This is a genomic window from Candidatus Omnitrophota bacterium, from assembly GCA_028716245.1.
Taxonomy (GTDB): Bacteria; Omnitrophota; Gorgyraeia; order Gygaellales; family Profunditerraquicolaceae; genus UBA6249.
Window position 1 is genome coordinate 561633 of the sequence record JAQUQW010000001.1, and the last position, 18446, is coordinate 580078.

An 18446-nucleotide genomic window follows, 5' to 3' on the forward strand; every position below is an offset into this window, starting at 1 on the left:
CCCGCGCAATTCCTTATTCGCGCGGGGTGTTACCGGCGGTCAAATCTCTAAGCCAGGCTTCCCGGTCAACTAAAATCCTGCGTGGCTTACTGCCTTCAAACTGGCCGACCAAACCCTCCATCTCCATAGTATCGATAATCCGCGCGGCGCGCGTGTACCCTAAACGCATACGCCTCTGCAATATAGAAACCGAGGCCTGGTTACTTTCCATTATAACACGCACCGCTTCGTCGTAAAGCTCATCTTTTTCCCCGCCGCCGGATGAACTGCTTTTCTGCTGATCCTTAAGAATCTGATCATCATAAACCGGCTCTCCTTGGGCCTTAATAAAATCGACAACCCTTTCAATCTCTGAATCTTTAACCAGGGCCCCTTGAATACGGATTAAATCTTCTTTTCCGGGCTGTAAAAATAACATATCCCCTTTACCTAACAAAGTTTCCGCCCCATTCATATCCAGAACTGTGCGCGAATCCACTTTAGAAGCTACCTTAAAAGATACGCGGGCCGGTAAATTCGCTTTGATGACCCCGGTAATCACGTCAACACTCGGACGCTGCGTAGCAAGAATTAAATGTATGCCTACTGCGCGGGAAAGCTGGGCCAGGCGGGTGATGGCGTTCTCAATCTGGTCGCGCGCCACGCTCATTAAATCCGCGAACTCATCCACGACTACGATAATATAAGGAATCTTTTCCTGCTTCTGGTTATAAGCTTCAATGTTCCTTGCCCCGGCTTTAGACAAAAGCACATAGCGTGACTCCATCTCAGAGACCACCCAATTAAGCGCGACCGCCGCTTTTTTGGCATCGGTAACCACCGGGCATAAAAGGTGCGGCAGGCCGTTAAAAGGCATCAGCTCGACCATCTTCGGGTCAATCATTAAAAATTTTAAATCATTGGGAGATTCCTTAAAAAGTAAAGATAAAATACAGGTATTCACGCATACGGTTTTACCTGACCCGGTAGTTCCGGCAATCAAAAGATGCGGCATATCATCTAAATCGCCAAATATCGGTTTACCGGTAATATCTTTGCCCAATGCCAAGGTCAAAGCTGATCTTTGTTTATGGAAGTCCGCGCAGGTAATTAAATCTTTGATGCAGACTAAAGCGCTGTGCAAATTAGGCACCTCAACCCCCACCCTGCCCTTGCCCGGAATCGGAGCAATAATCCTGATCGACTGGGCTTTAATCGCCAAGGCAATATCATCGCTTAATGCTTCAATGCGGTTAATCTTTACTCCCGGAGCCGGCTCAAGTTCATAGCGGGTAATTACCGGGCCGCGGATAATGTCGGTAACTTTTGCCGAAATTCCAAAATCTTCTAGGGTATCCTCTAATGTCCGGGCGCAAGCCTCAAGGTCCTCTTTAATTTGCTTGGTATCCGGGGCAGGCGGCTCATCCAATAAATCTACAGAAGGCAAATGATAATCACCGATTTTTAAGTCACTTGCCTTTGGCTTAACCTTTTCGTCTTGCGGCCGGGCCTTAATCTGAATATTTAATTTTGACTCACTACGGGGTTCAGGTATAAATATTTTTGGCTTTGATGAAACCTGCTGCTCTTCTTTCTTAGAAAAAAGATTGGTTTTATTCTGGGGCTTGATCTTAACCAAAGCAGCTTTTCGCGTATTCGAAAAAGCGAATAACCCGGAAAAAATAGATTTTAATTTTTCAACTGCGTTGAGAAACAAGGAAGAGATGAGGATCTCAGTGACTAAAGCCAGAGAAAGTATAACAAAGGTAATGAAAATAATAAACCCGCCTAAGCGGCTAAAATAAGTAGTGACAAAATTAGCGGTAAGGGTGCCAAAGAACCCGGCGGTTTGAAATCTAAAAGAATCGTTACTTAAATTAAACATCCCGATGAGCGAGCTTATCGAAACCAGCAATACAAACATTCCTAAGATGCGCGGGATGCTTAAATAAGGCTTGTCCTGGCGGAAATATTTTACGCCAAGGGCGATCACTAAAAACGGAATAATGAAACTGGAGATATTGCCAAAAAGCAAGACGATGATACCGGCTAAATACGCGCCGAAGACTCCCAGAAGGTTTTTAGGGGGGAAATTTGGATGCGAAGTGTAAAAGACAAGGTCAAGGCGGTCGAAGCGGATAAGGCTGGCTAAAACCATCAGCCCTACTGCTACTAGAATGACGCCTTTAACCTCATTTATTCTTCTTTCTCTCACTTCAAAATTTAACTGCTTGGTTGCTCGGTTTCCGCTTGTTTTTTGCTTAAGTTAATTCTGCCTAACTCATCGATACCGATAACCTTAACTTTAAATTCATCGCCGACCTTAACCACATCATCGATTTTCTTGACGAATGTAGCGGATAATTCGGAAACATGCACCAGCCCCTCTTTACGCGGGGCGATCTCGACAAAGGCGCCAAATTGCATAATCCTCTTTACCTTGCCAAAATAAATCTTGCCTACCTCAACGTCATTGGTAATTGCTTTGATCATTTTAATCGCCGCGTCGGATTTGGCCGCGTCGATTGAACCGACTAAAACCGTACCGTCATCTTTAATATCGATACTGGCTCCGGTTGCCGCGATTATTGCCTTAATTGTCTTGCCTCCCGGGCCGATCAGTTCTCCGATTTTCTCAGTATTAATTTTTAAAACATCGATGCGCGGGGCAAAGCTGGAAAGCTCTTCCCTGGGAGCGGTTAATGCCGCACCCATCTTATCCAGAATAAATAACCTTCCTTCTTTGGATTGCGCCAGGCATTCCTTAAGCAAATCTAGAGATATCCCGTCAATTTTAAGATCCAGCTGCACCGCGGTAACTCCGGAGCGCGTTCCGGCAACTTTAAAATCCATATCTCCGAAATGATCCTCAAGTCCGGCGATATCGGTTAAAATTATCGCTTTATTGCCTTCTTTAACCAACCCTAAAGCAACCCCGCCCACAGCTTCTTTAATCGGAACACCGGCATCCATTAATGATAAGGTCGCAGCGCACACCGAAGCCATGGAACTGGAGCCATTAGATTCTAAAATTTCAGAAACTACTCTGATAGTATAAGGGAATTTTTCTTTTGAAGGCATTACCGCCAGTAATGCTTTCTCGGCTAGAGCGCCGTGGCCGATTTCACGCCTGCCAGGGCTGCGCACCGGCCTGGTTTCTCCCACGCTAAAAGAAGGAAAATTATAATGCAACATAAAAGATTTCTTCCTCTCTCCGTCTAAGGCCTCAATCAGCTGCTCATCTTCACCGGTGCCTAATGTGGTTACAGCCAAACTCTGAGTTTGTCCGCGGGTAAACAGGCTTGAGCCATGGGTGCGCGGAAGAATCGAAACTTCACAAGAAATCGGGCGGATCTCTTTAAAAGACCTGCCGTCAATACGGACATTCTCTTCAGTAATCGTTTTGCGCACCTGCCGCTTCTCTACTTCCTCCAGGCCCTTACGGATATCCAGACTTAAAAATCCTTCGCTGATCAATTGCAATTCCAGCTCTTTAGCCAGTAAAGCTACTTTTTCCTCGCGCTCTTCCTTCTTGCTTAGCTTATAAACATCGGCTAATTTATTCTGAGAAAGCGATTCAATCTTCTGCATTAAAGCAGGATCAATTAATTTAAGTTCAACTTTAGCTTTAGTCTGTCCATAAAGGCGGGTGAATTCTTCCTGCATATTTAAGATGGGCTTTAAACTGTCCATCCCGAATTTTACCGCCTCAAGATATGCTTCTTCGGAAACTTCTTTAGCTTTTGATTCAAGCATCACTACGCCGGTACTATTAGCAGCCACGACTACTTCTAAATCCGCGCTCTCAATTTCAGCGTAGGTAGGGTTTAAAACCAATTCATTGTTGATCCGGGCAACCCGGCAGCTGGCTAAAGGGCCTTTAAAAGGAATATCCGAAATGGACAAAGCCGCGCTTGCTCCGATTAACGCCAAAACATTCGGATCATTCTCTCCGTCGCTTGAAAGGACAATCGCCATCACCTGGACTTCATTTAAAAATCCTTCGGGGAATAACGGGCGTATGGGCCGGTCGATTAAACGGGAACCTAAAATCTCATTTTCCGAAGGCCTGCCCTCGCGCTTAAAAAATCCCCCGGGGATCCTTCCGGCGGCGTAAGTTTTCTCCTGATACTCAACGGTCAAAGGGAAAAAATCCTGGCCTTCCCGGATTTCACCAGACATGCAGGCGGTAACCAGGATCACGGTTGCCCCGTAGGTAACGGTGACCGAACCATTAGCTTGCTTAGCAATTTTACCCGTTTCTAAAATAAGATCGTTTTTGCCAAATTTAATTTTTAAACTTTTACTTTGCATAATCTAGCTCTTTCTTTTTTTGGATTTAATTACGGGACTTACTTTCTAAGCTTAAGTTTTCCCAGGATCTCTTCGTACTTCTTCATATCCTTGTCCTTGAGGTACTTGAGGAGTCTGCGGCGCCTGCTTACCAATAGAAGAAGGCCGCGGCGAGAATGGAGATCATTCTTATGTGTTTTAAAGTGCTCCCCTAAATCATTGATTCTCTCGGTTAAGATAGCTATCTGGACTTCGGCAGAGCCGGTGTCCCTGGAATGCACCTTAAAGTCATTGATCAATTTTTCTTTTTGTTCCTTTACCAAAACCAAATTTCTACCTCCTTGTGTACGGACACACACCGGCGCAATTCCAATTAGCGCCGCGTGCCACTTTTTTAAAGATTATACGATAACTAACCCGACAAGTCAACAAATTAATGCGTGATTTAATATTTTATCATAAAAACATGTTTATGCAACCTCAATTTCACGGATTTTTCTGCGCGTGGACTTTTTTTCCGAATGCCGGCGCTTGTTCTCCAGGATTTTTATTTTCAGGCCCTTTGGCTTTTTGCGGTTGCCTCGCATGATTTGGGCCTTCAGCGACTGCTTCTGTAAACTATCCTGCCGCATCCTCTGGGCAATCTTGCTTAAAAGGATGTGCCTGGCCAGAGAACGATTTAATAACTGCGAACGCTGGCGCTGGCATTTTACTTCTAATCCCGTAGGTAAATGTTTCAAATACACGCAAGTAGATGTCTTATTGACGTTCTGTCCGCCGGGGCCGCTGGAACGGATAAATTTTTCGACAATGTCATCTTCACGCACGCCCAGTTGCGCCATTCTTTCTTCCAGGCTCATTGTCTTACTTGCTTCAGGCAGCATCAAAATTACTCCTTGATCTCTAAATCAATATTCTTGATTAACGCATCCAGGTCTCTAATCAACGGTGAGGGAAGCAGCTTTAACACCTGGACTTCCTGCTTAAGCAGGCGTAATTGGCCAAGCAGCCTGCTTACTGCCGTGCGCTTTCTTTTTTCCTGCGCCTCAACCGGGTCAAGCTCCTGCCTCTGCCGGATAATCACTCCTAAATTTTTCTTGATCTCCCGCGCGTCGCGGCCCTTCTCGAAAATCTCTTTCTTTAAATTACTGTAATCTTCTTCATCCAAACCTTTCTTATTTTTCGCCTGGCGCAGGATATCAACTGACTCATAACTGGGGATATTGGCGGGCTTGGCTGAATCGGCGTAATCGGTTTTTAAATACTGCGGCTCCTCTTTTTCCAAAAAATAATACGACTTCAGCAGCTTCATCGCGGTTTGTTTGCGGATCCCGATTTCACGGCTGACATAAATATCAAAATTAACATACCCCCACTCTTTATACATCTTGTCTTTGTAGACCGAATATAAAGAACGGCCCAGCTCAATCCAGGAGCATTTGAAATTCTTGGCGCTCTCTAAGATATGGTAACGCAGGGAATTAACATCTAAGTTCTCCATTTTGGCTTCGATATTCCGGAGTGATTTTGATTTAGCCTCTTCCATTTATCCTGATTCCTTTATTTTCCAAAAATGCTTTTTAGTTCCTTGCCTAAATCTTTATACTTATTGATGGCGTTGGTTACTTTATCCACCAACTGCTCCGGGGACTGCCTGGACAAGTTTTTCGCTGCTGCTTTTAAAATTATTTTTCTGATCTTTTCCTGGCTTAAGGCCGGATTATCCAGCGTGGTATCGATCTTAAACTCCAATTTTAAATTGCCGTCAGCATCAGTGAAAAAGTCCAAAGCGTCTTGCACCAAATTCAGCTCCGGCAGCTGCTGCTCTTCAGTTTTTTCATAAACCATCTTGGAAAGATTAAAATTCGTAATAATTTCTAAAGCATTGTTTTTAGCCTTAAAGGCGGAGTTTAGGTCAAGCATGGCTTGAGCCAGCTTTTTGCTGGATATGAAATTACCGTAGTAAGGAGAAAGATTAACAACATCCAAATCCTTAACCTCTAATTTGGCATCCATACCTTTGGCCAGATAATCCAGCCAGCCGCCAAATACAATATTACCAAAAGCCTTGCCCTGGCTATTAACCAGTTCGGCGCTTATTTTAAAATTTGTCGCCAGCGAAGTAACCGGCAAAGCGACTTTAGCCACTTTGACATTTAATTTATCTACGACTACCTGAAAACCTTCGGGAATAACTTTTCTGTCCGTAAAAATTACTTTTCCGTTCTGCACTCTTAAGCTGGTTAGATAAACCGCCGGAGGCTTCCCTTTCTGCTCTAGAACCGGTAGATTCAATTTTCCATCCGCTGACTGCACAAGATTAATCACCGGCTCAACAACATTTAAACCGTGGATAACTATCTTACCGAATAATAGCCCGATTAGATTGGGCGATAACGCTACCTTTTTAATACTGGCAAAATCACCAATCTCTAATCCCTCAAGGGTAATGGTAAATGGCGGGCTTAAACTTATTTTTCTCAGGCTGGTTTTAACTTTTAAATTCTGCTCAATCTGCTGCTCGACAATCCGCGGCGCATAAACTGCGGTCAAAATACTGGCCACCAGAAAAATTACCAATAAAACCGCAAAAACCCAAATTATAACTTTAAATTTTGTTTTCATCGCACTACCTAGTGCGCGCCGACGCAATACCAATTAGCGTCGGGCGTCATTCCTCCAGCGCTTCCTGGATCTTAAAGCGGACAGTATCTCTAAGCGAAGCAAAATCTCCGGGGCCAAACCCGTCTGTTGCAATCTCAGGTAAAACAGTAACTACGCCTGTTACTTTAGTATTAAAAATCCAACTGCCCTTAGGGATTGCTTCCTGCGTCCCCTTGATGCAAACCGGAAGAATCGGCTTTCTTTCCTTAATTGCCAGCTTAAACGCCCCGTTCTGAAATTCACCCATCCGATCATTGGTGCTGCGGGTGCCTTCCGGAAAAAATAAAACCGACATATCTTTTTGCAGCCAGGCGCTTGCCTGATGATAAATCTCTTTGATACTGGCAAAGTCACCGCGGGTAAGCCTGATGTGTTTAATCAAGCTTAGGCACCAGCCGATAAAAGGAACATTGAATAAACTTGCTTTAGCCACCCATTTAAATTGCGCCTTGAGCTGGTAGAGCACCGCGATATCCGCCATACTCTGATGGTTAGCAATGATTACGTAGGTTTTTTTAGGGTCGATATTCTCCAGGCCTTTGACTTTTACGCTCCAAAAAGGATTTAAGCCGATTACCGCATCCGACCACCAGAAACACTGCGCGTGAGTTATCTTCTTATTTTTATCAAACGGGAAAAGCAGAATGGTTAGAACTAAGACCACAAAAAACAGCAGAATGGTTATTAGAATACTGCCAATCCAGATCCAAATCGAAATAATCGTCTTCATTCTCTTACTTTTACTCTAATTCTTACCTTTAACTTTAACCCAAATACCGGCGATTGTCAACCTCTATTAGCGGATTACGGCAAAGGGGCAAATTTGGTTATAAGCGCAATAAGTGCAGGCTTTGTATTCGGGTTTGGCCGGGTACTCTTGCTGGCGAATACCCTTAGAAACGATCAGAATATCCTCTTTTACTTCCTCTATTTTATCCTCGGTAACCTTATGCCTGCCGACAATCCCGGACTCTAAGAAGTATAACTCTACCGCGGCAGGCAAGACTCCGGAAATGTGCTGATAGGCCAGGGCATAAAGGATCAACTGCTTATTTTCCTTGACCCGCTTGTCCGCGTCCTTCTGGGTTTTGATCTCGGAGGTCTTAAAATCCATAATCACCGCTCCGTCATCCCGTATATCGATGCGGTCAAACCTGCCGGTAATCTTATTGCCTCCGATAACAAAAGAAAAAGGCTCCTCGATAAATTTGGGAGTCAAATTACGCCTTTCTTCATCCTTATAAAATCTGGATAAAGCCTCCCTGCCGATGCGAAAACGCTCCTCCTGATGATTAGAATCTAAAAAACCCTGCGGATCAAAACTAGCTTCAAAACAATCCAGGAGTTTATCCATAGACACCTTTTCCCCTTTAAGCTTACGCAATAAATATTGGCTGACTGCCTCGTGCATTGCCCGGCCGTAAATAACCGTATGATGCTCCATAATCGGCACGCGCAGGATATTGACATATTTATATTTTAAAGGGCAGGTCAGATAATCATCGATCTGATAATAACTTAAAGTGATTAACTTATCTTCCGGGATTTCCTGGAGAGCTGATTTCGACAACTCCTTAACCGGAGTAAAACGCTGGATACTTTCAATCGCCGCGGTTTTTTTCTTTTCCACTTCTTCCACGGATTTTTTACCTAACGCCTCCAAGACAAATTGGCTTACCTTACGCAGGCGCTTGCCGCCATAATCATCAGCGCTGGTTAAATACAATTCTTCTTTGGAGCGGGTCATTCCCACATAAAAAAGCCGGCGCTCCTCCTGAGTATGAAAATCTCCGGTCGGCAAAACTTCTTTAATCAAAGCATCCGGCAATTCGATTTGCTGTGAACGTCTAGGCAGGGGAAATTTTCCCTGTACCAGGCTGACTAAAAATACCGCTCTAAATTCCAAACCTTTAGCTTTATGGATAGTCAAAATATTCACCGCATCCTGATCTAGGTCCGCCTCGACTGTCGGCGGGTCATCTCCGGAATCAATCAAGAGGTTAAGGTGTTTGATAAAACTAATTACTCTGTCCTCTTTAGCGATCAGTTCATAATCACGCACCTGATTAAAAAATTTAGCGATGTTTTGAATCTTAGCTTCTTTTTCTAAAGTTGGATTATGGGTTAAATATTTAAGATAACCCGTATCAGTCAAAAAACTATACAGCAGCCTGCCGGTTGTCTCATTACGGGAAACCTGCAGAAATTTTTCAATTTCTTCAAGCACCCGCTTTATTTTATCCTTAGTCTGGTCCTGAACCTGGGCTAACTCCGGGATCTTTTCCAAATCGCCAAACACCGAATAAAGCGAACGGTTCCTGCGCCGGGCAAAGTGGTTGCACAATGTCAAATCAGCTAGGTTTACTTTATAGATTTCAGAACTTACCAGATAATATAAACTTAATGAATCCGAAGGATTGGCAATTACCCGCAGGAAATTAATACACAACTTGACCTCTTCCCGGGCGTATAAACCCTGGTTACCGCTAAACTGCCAGGGAATATTCTGCATATTCAGCGACTGGATAAAACTTTGGGCATCGGAATTGGAGCGCACCAGGATGGCAAAATCCCTATACTTAAACTTACCTAAACTTACTTTATCTAGTATAATCTTACTTACATTATCAGCCTCAGCCGAATGCGTATCAAAGTGCAAATGGATTGGCTTTTCGCCCTTTTTAGTCAAGCCGATCAGGTGTTTATCGATTTTAGCTTTGACCTCAAAACGCTCGGGATTATTATTTTGGATCAACTGGTAGGCGCTATCTAAAATTGGCTGGGTCGAGCGGTAATTCTGGATCAGGGTAATTTTTTCAGCATCAGGATATTCTTTATTGAAATTTACCAGATTACTGTAGGCAGCTCCGCGCCAGCGATAAATACACTGGTCATCATCTCCGACAACCGTAACATTTTTTAAGGAGCCGGCAAGCAACTTGACAATTTGGAACTGCGCAAAATTAGTATCCTGGAATTCATCAACTAAAATATATTTAAATTGTTTCTGGTAATTCTGTAAAACCAAAGGATGCTCCCGCAACAGTTGTAAACTTAAATAAAACTGATTGCCAAAATCAACCAATCCTTCTCTGGCCAAAAGTTCCTGGTATTTAACGTAAGAAGCGGCTACCTCCATCTGCTGCGCTGCCAATTCTTCCGTGGCTTTGTCTTCCGGATTGCTCTTGGCCTGGATTAGAAAATCCTGCGCGTATTTTAAATACTCTTTGGCTGAAATATCCTCATCTTTTGCCCGGCTAAAAAATGAAATCAGCGCTTCGATAAAACGGGTGGGCTCAGCTAACGGCCGGTAATAATCAAGCGTGAATTCAAAAAGATGCTCGCGGAAAAACACCGCTGCCTCCGGCTGGGTGAGCACCTTAAAATCCGGATTTAATCCGGCAACTAAAGCGTTCTCGCGCAAGAGACGATCACCAAAAGCGTGAAATGTAGAGATCCAAATATCCGTATAACCGTAAGGCATCAGGATATCCACCCTTTCCTGCATTTCCTTAGCTGCCTTATCGGTAAAAGTAAGCGCTAAGATTTCATCGGTCTTGGCCAAGCTCTGATTAATCAACCAGGCAATGCGCTGGGTAATTACGCGGGTCTTGCCCGTCCCCGCGCCGGCAATAATTAAAAGCGACCCGTCTTTATGGGTAGCCGCCTGCACCTGCTCTTTATTTAATCCTTCTAATACTTTATCCATAATAAAATTATACCACTCTAATTAAAGAATTGAAACAAAAAGGACTCAGGCGAGATTATTTTAAGGTCACGGTTTGTGACCTTAAACGTAAAGGGACTACGTTGAATTTTAGGCCTAAACCAAGCGGAACTAGCATTTTTTCAAGCGTTGACATATTACTGAATTCACCACTTTCAATTTTTGAAACATGCTGTTGAGTTACCCCTACCTTTTCGGCAAATTCTCCTTGAGTTAAATTATGCTTGATACGATATTTAATAATCAGTTTGGCAATAATAAGCTTTTGCTGATCCAGTTCGTAAACTTCTCTAAACGCCGGATTTTTAAGCTTACCCCTTAGATGTTCTTCTACTCTCTCACTTTTCATGATATCCTGCCTTTTCAATCTTTGCGCAGCGCTAAATACGCCTTTCTTCTATCTACAGCTAACTTTTTCTGATTAGCCGGTGTTTTATTGGTTTTCTTAATGAAACTATTTGTTTTGAGAATATCTGTCCAGCGCTTCAACAAACTCTTTAACCGGACACCTGCCGCTTTCGTTTTTAAAATAAACGCATACTACACTAGACACTTTCTCTACCTCTTAAAGTATACAACTAAATAGTTGTATTGTCAAGTTCATAATTTTCTTCTCTACATCAATTGACGTAGTAAGAGGTAAAATCTAACAGGTTATTTCCTTATTATTTATTCCCTAATACTTCCGAGGCAGCTTTTCGGTAGACACAGAGATCACAGTCTTCCGCGGCTTGCGGAATCGTATCGCTATTTAAACACTGATGTATCTCTTTAATTGTGCCGCTAACCCAGCTATCATTGCCTTCATACGCGATAAGCGTTAAGTTAAACTCTAATTTTGCGTCAAATTTCTCAAGCGCGGTATTACCGTTACAATATACAAAATATCCTGTGTTGATTACATTAAAACCATTACCCCGCAGCAACCATTGGTAAATCTCCATCTGGCGCTTATATCCACCGTGCCACTCCTCATCCAAAGCATTGATTTCTTCAGGCTTGCTGGTAGACTTATAATCCACCACCATATATTCGCCTTTACTGTTCTGCCATAAATCATCGATTGCCCCAAAGATTAGTAAATTCGTCGGCTTATCCAATACCTGAACCCCTTTGAAATTATTTCTCCATTCATCCAACTGGGCAAGTTTTGCCGGGAACGCGTCCACTCCGTATTTTTTCATCAACGGATGCGCCTGGCCGCTTTTACGCAATAAATCAAACTCTTTTTTCAACAAGGTATCCACCGCGCTGTTTAAGGTATACGGGAACATCGGCGGAGCCCCCACCCCCAGCCGGCGGTCCAGGTAAAAACACCGCGGGCAATTCGTAAAAAGCTCAATCTTGGAACGGCTCAGCTTAAAGGGCTCGACGCTTTTAGGATTATAAAGGTTCCTGTCTCTTTTTGGCGTGTAGTATTCTGACATATTTTCTCTATTTACGCTCTTTTACAAAAAGCGGCAATGAGGCTTTCTGCTGCCCATCGATGGCTAAATCAATCGAATACTCTCCCAGCCTCTGCAGATTTAATCCTTGAATATTCAGAATCAAATGCGCTGAACCGGAGCTTTGCTCTTCGGGGAAATTCATGGTTATTACCCCTTGGGCGGGTGGAATGACATTTTTCCCATCCGCGTCCACAAAATGCACCACGACTTTATGCTCTCCCCGTTCAATTTTCTCAAATCGCGCTCTCAAGGCAATCGCGCACTGTTGATGCACCGCCGGAGTTTTGGTTACCCAAATCGTGTCAAAGGCGCCAAGCATGCTAAGTTTACCGAAATCCGCGGTTGCCGCGTCACATAAAGCAAAGATTTCTATTTGCATCTAGGCCTCCCACTTATTTTTTTCAATAATTTTCCGCTAAAACTTCGTAATATGCCTGCGGATGTTTACAGGCAGGGCATTCTTTAGGCGCCTCAGTCCCTTCTACCACGTAGCCGCAGTTAATGCAGTGCCATTTAACAACCGCGTTTTTCTTAAATACTTCAGCATTGCCGATATTATTAATCAGTTTCCTATACCTGCTTTCATGAAATTTTTCTACTTTGGATATCTGCTCAAAACTCCGCGCTATCTCAGCAAACCCCTCGTCTTTTGCTATCTTGGCGAAATCCGAATAAAGAGTTGTCCATTCTAAATTTTCTCCGGCAGCGGCCGCCTCAAGATTGCTTTTGGTATCCTCAATCATTCCTGCTGGATATGCCGCGGTAATCTCCACATCACCGCCCTCCAAATGTTTAAAAAACATCTTGGCATGTTCCTTTTCGTTTTCCGCTGTCTCGCTAAAGATATTGGTGATCTGTTCGTACCCCTCTTTTCGTGCCGCGCTGGCAAAATAAGTATACCTATTCCGTGCCTGAGATTCCCCGGCAAAAGCTTTCAGGAGATTTTTCTCTGTCTTTGAACCTTTAATTGTTTTGCCCATTTTTGCCACCTCCATCCACTTCTGGTTTTTAATAATTGAAGAGATCCTTTAATAGATATTGTTTACCCGCGGCCTTGTTCAAAGCATTAAGTATCCGGTATTGGATTTTTAAATTCAAACGCCTGCCTTTGGCCGCGCGAGCAACCATTTTATGCGTAATCTGCTCGGTGGAATTACTTACCAAATCATGCGACTTAAACCCATGTTCAGCCATAATTTTAGCAATCGGCTGCTCCCCAAGATCGCGTTCAATTTCGTTATTCATGATAAAAATAGAAACGGTCCCATTATTTTTATCTTCTTATCCTCTCCAGAAATACAGTGATGCGGTTAAAACAATGCCAATAAGATAAAGAAACAGCGTCCCTGATATAAAGTAGGGATAGATCATTAAAACAATCCCAATAACCATCGGCCTAAATGACGCTATTTTCTTGCCATAAATAAAAGCTACAAAACCAATGGAACCGAAAATTAAACCTGCGAATAAATTAGATGGACTAAAATTACCAAGCTGGAACATAATAAAGCCTCATCCTTGCTATAAAAGACTAGATTATATTGCTCTACATCAATTGGCTATTACTTATTGAAAAATGAACACTTACAAAAGTAAACTTATCTTCTTATTTGTCTCCTACTTCGACAACGACATCTCTTCTTTTAAAAATTCTGCTTTGTTGAATTTACTGATAAATCTTCCCTGGTTTAACTTGTTTTCAACAGTTAGAAGCTCATTATATAAATATATCAAACTATCGAAACTTGAAGGATCTTTTTCTCTTTCGCGTTTAATATACTCTTCTAATAAAAAATAATATCCGTGAAGCCAATAAAAAAACATTCTCCACAGAACTTCTTTGTCAAGAACTCCTTTTCGAAATAGAATTCCTATTGTTCCAAAGAATTCAAGCACGCCCCCCTCATCTTTACAATGATTCTCGTGACAACTTTCAATAGACTTGGCAGTTTTCTTTCTAGCATCCATCATTTCGCGACTGTTAAAACGTTCATCTAGTTTTAAAATTATATCAATATTCAAAACAAGTCTGGAACGATGATTCTCCTGGATAACTGCCCAAATTGCAATTACAGCTGCAGCTACGGTCCCCCATGCACTAATCATTTCATAATGCTGAAATTTAGGGAAACTCTTTATGAGTATTATAGTAGTCAGAACCCAAAGAGCAGCAATAGTAAGCCATTTTTGCAATTTATTCACTAGAACCCTCCTTCTTTAAACCCTAGAACACCTCGTTCTACACCAATTGACTTTTATCTATTATCTGGCAACTAATTAGAAATACCACTCTCTATTCTGTGCCCAAAACGTGCCCAATTTACTAAGTAATTTTTTTTAATGTATATCAGCGGGTGACGATGGCTGGATTCGAGGACGCTTCAGGCGGCCGAGAAACAGGCATCGGCAGGACCCGCGTAAACCGAGATTGCTTCGTCCGCCTTCGGCGGACTCGCAATGACACGGAATTCGTATATATTCTAGCTTGACAACGCCGGGATTTCAAGTATACTTATTAAACTAAATTGAAAGGATATTTAAAATGCTTAAAGAATGCGTAATCTGTAAAAAAGTCGCCCTTACCGGAAAAGTTTTATCCAGAAAAGGACAGTATAAGTCCAAGGGCGGAACCGGTTCCAAGATCGCCCGCTGGAGCAAACGCAAATTTCTGGCCAATCTTCAGACTGTGCATATAGTAGTTAATGGCACGCCGAAGAAGGCCTACATCTGCACCAAGTGCATCAAAAAAGGCAATTTCCAAAAAGCGGTTCCCAGAAAACCCAAACCTGCTATTTAAAAAAGATATCTTTGGCCTCAAGGATCATTGATTCCTCCTGGCGCCAACTGTCTATTTTCGGGGTATAAACCAAGTCAAAAGAAGTTGCCTGCAACAAACTTTCTCTTAAACTGCTCATCCCAAAAGCAATTACCTGGCTGGTAGTCACTCCGTCAGTTGCCCAAAACTTTAAAGTCCCACGGTTTAAAAGCTGAACTTCTCCTTTAAGCCTCAATGCGCGCGTATAAAATAAAGGTTCGGGATTGGCCATACCAAACGGCTCCAAAAGTTCCAATTCCTTAACTAACCCCTCATTTAAATCCGCGAAACTAAGCTCTAAATCAATATCCCGGCTGGGAAGCAAATCATCAAAGTTCAACCGGTCGCTGGCCAACTTATTAATACTTTTCCTGAAATCATCGATATTATCTTTAGTAATTAAGAGGCCGGCGGCATGGGCATGGCCGCCAAAACTATCCAGGAGCTCCTTAGAATCCATCAACGCGTCAAAGAGATGGAAATTTTGGATGGAGCGCGCCGAGCCCTTGCATAAATTTTCATTAATTGAGATAACAATCGCCGGCCGGTAAAATCTATCCGCCAGCTTGGAAGCCACAATCCCTAAAACACCCTGATGCCAGTCTTCTTTGGCAATCACAATGACTTTATGGTCCTTAAAATTAACCTGATGGTTAATCAGCTCCTCAGCTTCTTCTAAAATTTTCCCTTCAACCTTCTGGCGCTCGCGATTTAACTTCTCTAATTCTTTGGCTAAATCTTGCGCATCCGTGATACTCTGGCTCATCAGCAGTTTTAAGGATACTTCGGCATTAGCCATCCTGCCGGCAGCATTTAAGCGCGGAGCAATAATAAAACTTACATAGGTAGAATTAAATTTTTTATTTTCGATTCCCGCGTTTTCGATGATCTGCCGCAAGCCCAATCTTTTAGTCTGCGGTAATCTAAACAAACCTTCTTTGACAATAATCCGGTTTTCTCCGGTTAACGGCACGCTATCGGCAATTGTGCCTAAGGTAACCAAATCCAGGTCATCAACTAATAAAGAACCGGCTAAGCCTTGAGCGAATTTATAAGCTACCCCTACCCCGGCCAGCTCCCGGTAAGGATAACCGGAATGTTTTACTTTGGGATTGATAATACAGGATGCCGCGGGTAAATTTGAATTTTGCGGCTCATGATGGTCGGTAACGATGACATCGATATTTGCCTGCCTCAAAGCCTGGATTTCTTTGTGGTTAACGATCCCGCAGTCAGCGGTAACCATAAGCCTTACCTGTTTTTCTTTGGCAAAATTAACAATTTCATTATTTAGGCCATAACCTTCGGTAATCCGGTGCGGAATATGGTGCAAAACATCCAAGCCCATTGCCTCAAGCGTAGTTTTAAGCAAGACCGTGCTGGTTATCCCATCCACATCATAATCGCCAAAGACCATTACCCTTTCTTTATTCTCTTGCGCCTTCTTCACCAGGCTGATTGCTTTAGGTATATCCGCGAATAAATGCGGGCTGAATAAATCGCCGATTGAAGGTTTGAGGAATTTTTCCGCCGAAGCTACCGTGGTGACTTTGCGGTTGATTAATATTTGGGCTAATATTTTTGAGATGCCTAATTCTTTGGAAAACTGATTTTGCAGAGAAACATGGGGAGTGGCAATCCTTAAGATTTTATGCGAGGACATTACATTTTTTCCGGTTGAGCAATACCTAAAAGCTCTAATCCACAGGATAAAACAATTTTTACTCCTTTAATCAAGGCAAGGCGGGCGCCGGTTAAGGCGTCATCCTGGCCTAAAACGCGGTGTAAATCGTAAAATTTATGGAAACTTTCCGAGAGCTCCTGAAGATATACTGTAAGCATATACGGGTCGCAAGTAACCAAACAAATGTTTAAGGCCGCCTCAAACTCTAACAATTTCTTGATCAAGCTTAACTCTTCTTTCTCTTTAAGCACAGAAAGATCTAAATCATCTTTAATTTTTACCGCGCTGCCGCGCAATATGCTGCAGATACGCGCGTGGGCATATTGGACATAGTAAACCGGGTTTTCCGAGGATTGTTTCTTGGCTACCTCTAAATCAAAGTCCAAGTGGCTGGAGGTGCGCCGCATTAAAAAGAAAAACCTGGAGGCATCTTTACCCACTTCCTCCAAAACCTCACGCAAAGTGATATATTGGCCGCGCCGGGTAGACATCTGGATTTCTTGTCCATTCCTAAAAATAGTCGCTAGCTGGACAATAACTACGGATAGGTCATCTTTATTATGTCCAAAGGCCTCAATCGAAGCCTTGATCCGGTTGATATAACCGTGATGGTCCGGGCCCCAGAGATTGATCAACCAGTTAAACCCGCGCTTAAATTTATCCTCGTGATACGCGATATCCGGCGCCAAATAGGTCTGGCTGCCATCGCTTTTAATAATTACCCGGTCCTTATCATCGCCAAAAGCGGTTGATTTAAACCAAAGCGCTCCGTCCTGCTCGTACAAAAATCCTTTTTGTTTTAATTGCTCAAACGCCTGCTCGACTTTGCCGCTTTTAGCCAACTCTTTCTGCGAATACCAGCAGTCAAATTTAACTCCAAAATCATCCAGCTCTTGCCTGATTATTTTTAAGATGTGTTCAGCGGCAAAATCTCCCAGATTATCCTCTTTGATTTTCTTATCTTGCGCTTCTTTGGCAATATCTCTGATATAATCTCCCTGATAATAATTTTCAGGGAACTCAATAGTTCCGCCTTTTAATTCTTTAAGCCGTAACTGGACAGACTTGCCCAAAATATTTATCTGGTTACCCTCATCATTAAGATAATATTCCCGGCTGACCTTAAAACCGATAAAAGACAAAACATTGGCCAGACAATCCCCGACTGCCGCCTGACGGGCGTGGGCAACCGATAAAGAACCGGTGGGATTGGCGCTGACAAATTCAATTAAAACTTTTTTGCCGCATCCTTTATCTACCCTTAACGCCTCTTTGCCTTTAATGATTATTTTACGCAGCTTCTCATAAAAATAATCTTCTTTAAGGTAAAAGTTTATAAACCCGGCGCCCTCCACTTTTACCTGGGTGATTAAATCTTTTAAATCTTTATTTTTTTCGATTTCCTTCTGAATGGATTCAACTAACTGGCTGGCAATAACCCGCGGCGGCTGCTTTAGCTCTTTACTTAATTTTAAGGCGATATTGGTGGTAAAATCGCCGAAACGCTTATCGGTAGGAAGTTCAAGAAAAATATCTTCCTTTTGATTAGCGGCCAGGCCGCAACGCGCGAGGCCTGCGCTAACTAAAGCAATAAGCTGCTGTTGAACATCATTCTTCATTTTTATTTTTAAATTACGGTTGGTGCGAATAAAGGTAAGCTATTTTCTAGGGGCAATCACTCTTACTTTTTTAGCGTCAGACCAAAGCCCCTCTAAAGAATAAAACTCTCTCACCGGTTCATAAAACGAATGGGCGATTACGGAAACATAATCCAGGGCGATCCAGCCCGACTCATCGTTTCGCGAAATCTTAGAGAGAGATTTTATTTTTTTTAAT

At 42.8% G+C, this 18446-nt stretch carries 17 protein-coding genes; 1 reads left to right on the forward strand and 16 read right to left on the reverse strand.

Translation table 11 applies throughout. The features are described from left to right. Positions 1-13: 13 nt before the first annotated feature. The 14 genes from PHG87_03025 to PHG87_03090 form a co-directional block, all read right to left on the reverse strand. Positions 14-2194, reverse strand: a complete 2181-nt coding sequence (locus tag PHG87_03025; GenBank protein ID MDD5477164.1) for a DNA translocase FtsK — start codon at positions 2192-2194, stop codon at positions 14-16. Between the two features lie 8 nt (positions 2195-2202). Next, positions 2203-4293, reverse strand: a complete 2091-nt coding sequence (gene pnp / locus PHG87_03030) for a polyribonucleotide nucleotidyltransferase (protein MDD5477165.1) — start codon at positions 4291-4293, stop codon at positions 2203-2205. Positions 4294-4331: 38 nt separating this feature from the next. Beyond that, a complete protein-coding gene (gene rpsO, locus PHG87_03035) occupies positions 4332-4601 on the reverse strand; it encodes a 30S ribosomal protein S15 (protein ID MDD5477166.1) in 270 nt (89 codons plus the stop codon). A gap of 141 nt (positions 4602-4742) precedes the next feature. After that, entirely contained in the window at positions 4743-5156 is a 414-nt protein-coding gene (locus PHG87_03040) for a peptide chain release factor-like protein (protein ID MDD5477167.1), read from the reverse strand. Positions 5157-5161: 5 nt separating this feature from the next. Then, on the reverse strand, positions 5162-5818 hold the full coding sequence (locus PHG87_03045) for a hypothetical protein (GenBank protein MDD5477168.1): 657 nt from the start codon (positions 5816-5818) through the stop codon (positions 5162-5164). A 14-nt stretch (positions 5819-5832) separates the two neighbouring features. Beyond that, on the reverse strand, positions 5833-6897 hold the full coding sequence (locus tag PHG87_03050) for a DUF748 domain-containing protein (protein MDD5477169.1): 1065 nt from the start codon (positions 6895-6897) through the stop codon (positions 5833-5835). Between the two features lie 46 nt (positions 6898-6943). Next, positions 6944-7666 (reverse strand): lysophospholipid acyltransferase family protein, encoded by a 723-nt coding sequence (locus tag PHG87_03055; GenBank protein ID MDD5477170.1) that lies wholly within the window; start codon positions 7664-7666, stop codon positions 6944-6946. Positions 7667-7732: 66 nt separating this feature from the next. After that, positions 7733-10645 (reverse strand): UvrD-helicase domain-containing protein, encoded by a 2913-nt coding sequence (locus PHG87_03060; GenBank protein ID MDD5477171.1) that lies wholly within the window; start codon positions 10643-10645, stop codon positions 7733-7735. Between the two features lie 55 nt (positions 10646-10700). After that, positions 10701-11012 (reverse strand): helix-turn-helix domain-containing protein, encoded by a 312-nt coding sequence (locus PHG87_03065; GenBank protein MDD5477172.1) that lies wholly within the window; start codon positions 11010-11012, stop codon positions 10701-10703. 316 nt (positions 11013-11328) lie between these two features. Further along, entirely contained in the window at positions 11329-12090 is a 762-nt protein-coding gene (locus PHG87_03070; protein ID MDD5477173.1) for a PD-(D/E)XK nuclease family protein, read from the reverse strand. Between the two features lie 7 nt (positions 12091-12097). Further along, the gene (locus PHG87_03075) at positions 12098-12490 is read right to left on the reverse strand and encodes a hypothetical protein (GenBank protein MDD5477174.1); all 393 of its coding nucleotides are present in this window, start codon (positions 12488-12490) and stop codon (positions 12098-12100) included. Between the two features lie 22 nt (positions 12491-12512). Beyond that, positions 12513-13091: a rubrerythrin family protein gene (locus PHG87_03080; protein MDD5477175.1), complete on the reverse strand. Its 579-nt coding sequence runs from the start codon at positions 13089-13091 to the stop codon at positions 12513-12515. A 28-nt stretch (positions 13092-13119) separates the two neighbouring features. Further along, a complete protein-coding gene (locus tag PHG87_03085) occupies positions 13120-13356 on the reverse strand; it encodes a hypothetical protein (GenBank protein ID MDD5477176.1) in 237 nt (78 codons plus the stop codon). Positions 13357-13728: 372 nt separating this feature from the next. After that, on the reverse strand, positions 13729-14313 hold the full coding sequence (locus tag PHG87_03090) for a hypothetical protein (GenBank protein MDD5477177.1): 585 nt from the start codon (positions 14311-14313) through the stop codon (positions 13729-13731). 340 nt (positions 14314-14653) lie between these two features. On the opposite strand from PHG87_03090, the gene PHG87_03095 reads away from it, so the two are divergent. Then, positions 14654-14908, forward strand: a complete 255-nt coding sequence (locus tag PHG87_03095; protein ID MDD5477178.1) for a L28 family ribosomal protein — start codon at positions 14654-14656, stop codon at positions 14906-14908. On the opposite strand, the gene recJ is transcribed toward PHG87_03095, so the two are convergent. Both recJ and argS read right to left on the reverse strand, forming a co-directional pair. Further along, positions 14901-16589 (reverse strand): single-stranded-DNA-specific exonuclease RecJ, encoded by a 1689-nt coding sequence (recJ, locus tag PHG87_03100; GenBank protein ID MDD5477179.1) that lies wholly within the window; start codon positions 16587-16589, stop codon positions 14901-14903. The genes PHG87_03095 and recJ overlap by 8 nt on opposite strands. Further along, positions 16589-18229: an arginine--tRNA ligase gene (argS, locus tag PHG87_03105; GenBank protein MDD5477180.1), complete on the reverse strand. Its 1641-nt coding sequence runs from the start codon at positions 18227-18229 to the stop codon at positions 16589-16591. The genes recJ and argS overlap by 1 nt, the downstream gene beginning before the upstream one ends. Positions 18230-18446 lie beyond the last annotated feature (217 nt).

Coding starts and splice junctions, on each gene's coding strand:
- PHG87_03095 (MDD5477178.1), top strand. CDS start 14,654: ATGCTTAAAGAATGCGTAATCTGTAAAAAAGTCGCCCTTACCGGAAAA.
- PHG87_03055 (MDD5477170.1), bottom strand. CDS start 7,666: ATGAAGACGATTATTTCGATTTGGATCTGGATTGGCAGTATTCTAATA.
- PHG87_03060 (MDD5477171.1), bottom strand. CDS start 10,645: ATGGATAAAGTATTAGAAGGATTAAATAAAGAGCAGGTGCAGGCGGCT.
- recJ (MDD5477179.1), bottom strand. CDS start 16,589: ATGTCCTCGCATAAAATCTTAAGGATTGCCACTCCCCATGTTTCTCTG.
- PHG87_03050 (MDD5477169.1), bottom strand. CDS start 6,897: ATGAAAACAAAATTTAAAGTTATAATTTGGGTTTTTGCGGTTTTATTG.
- PHG87_03085 (MDD5477176.1), bottom strand. CDS start 13,356: ATGAATAACGAAATTGAACGCGATCTTGGGGAGCAGCCGATTGCTAAA.
- pnp (MDD5477165.1), bottom strand. CDS start 4,293: ATGCAAAGTAAAAGTTTAAAAATTAAATTTGGCAAAAACGATCTTATT.
- PHG87_03080 (MDD5477175.1), bottom strand. CDS start 13,091: ATGGGCAAAACAATTAAAGGTTCAAAGACAGAGAAAAATCTCCTGAAA.
- argS (MDD5477180.1), bottom strand. CDS start 18,229: ATGAAGAATGATGTTCAACAGCAGCTTATTGCTTTAGTTAGCGCAGGC.
- PHG87_03075 (MDD5477174.1), bottom strand. CDS start 12,490: ATGCAAATAGAAATCTTTGCTTTATGTGACGCGGCAACCGCGGATTTC.
- PHG87_03065 (MDD5477172.1), bottom strand. CDS start 11,012: ATGAAAAGTGAGAGAGTAGAAGAACATCTAAGGGGTAAGCTTAAAAAT.
- PHG87_03040 (MDD5477167.1), bottom strand. CDS start 5,156: ATGCTGCCTGAAGCAAGTAAGACAATGAGCCTGGAAGAAAGAATGGCG.
- PHG87_03070 (MDD5477173.1), bottom strand. CDS start 12,090: ATGTCAGAATACTACACGCCAAAAAGAGACAGGAACCTTTATAATCCT.
- PHG87_03045 (MDD5477168.1), bottom strand. CDS start 5,818: ATGGAAGAGGCTAAATCAAAATCACTCCGGAATATCGAAGCCAAAATG.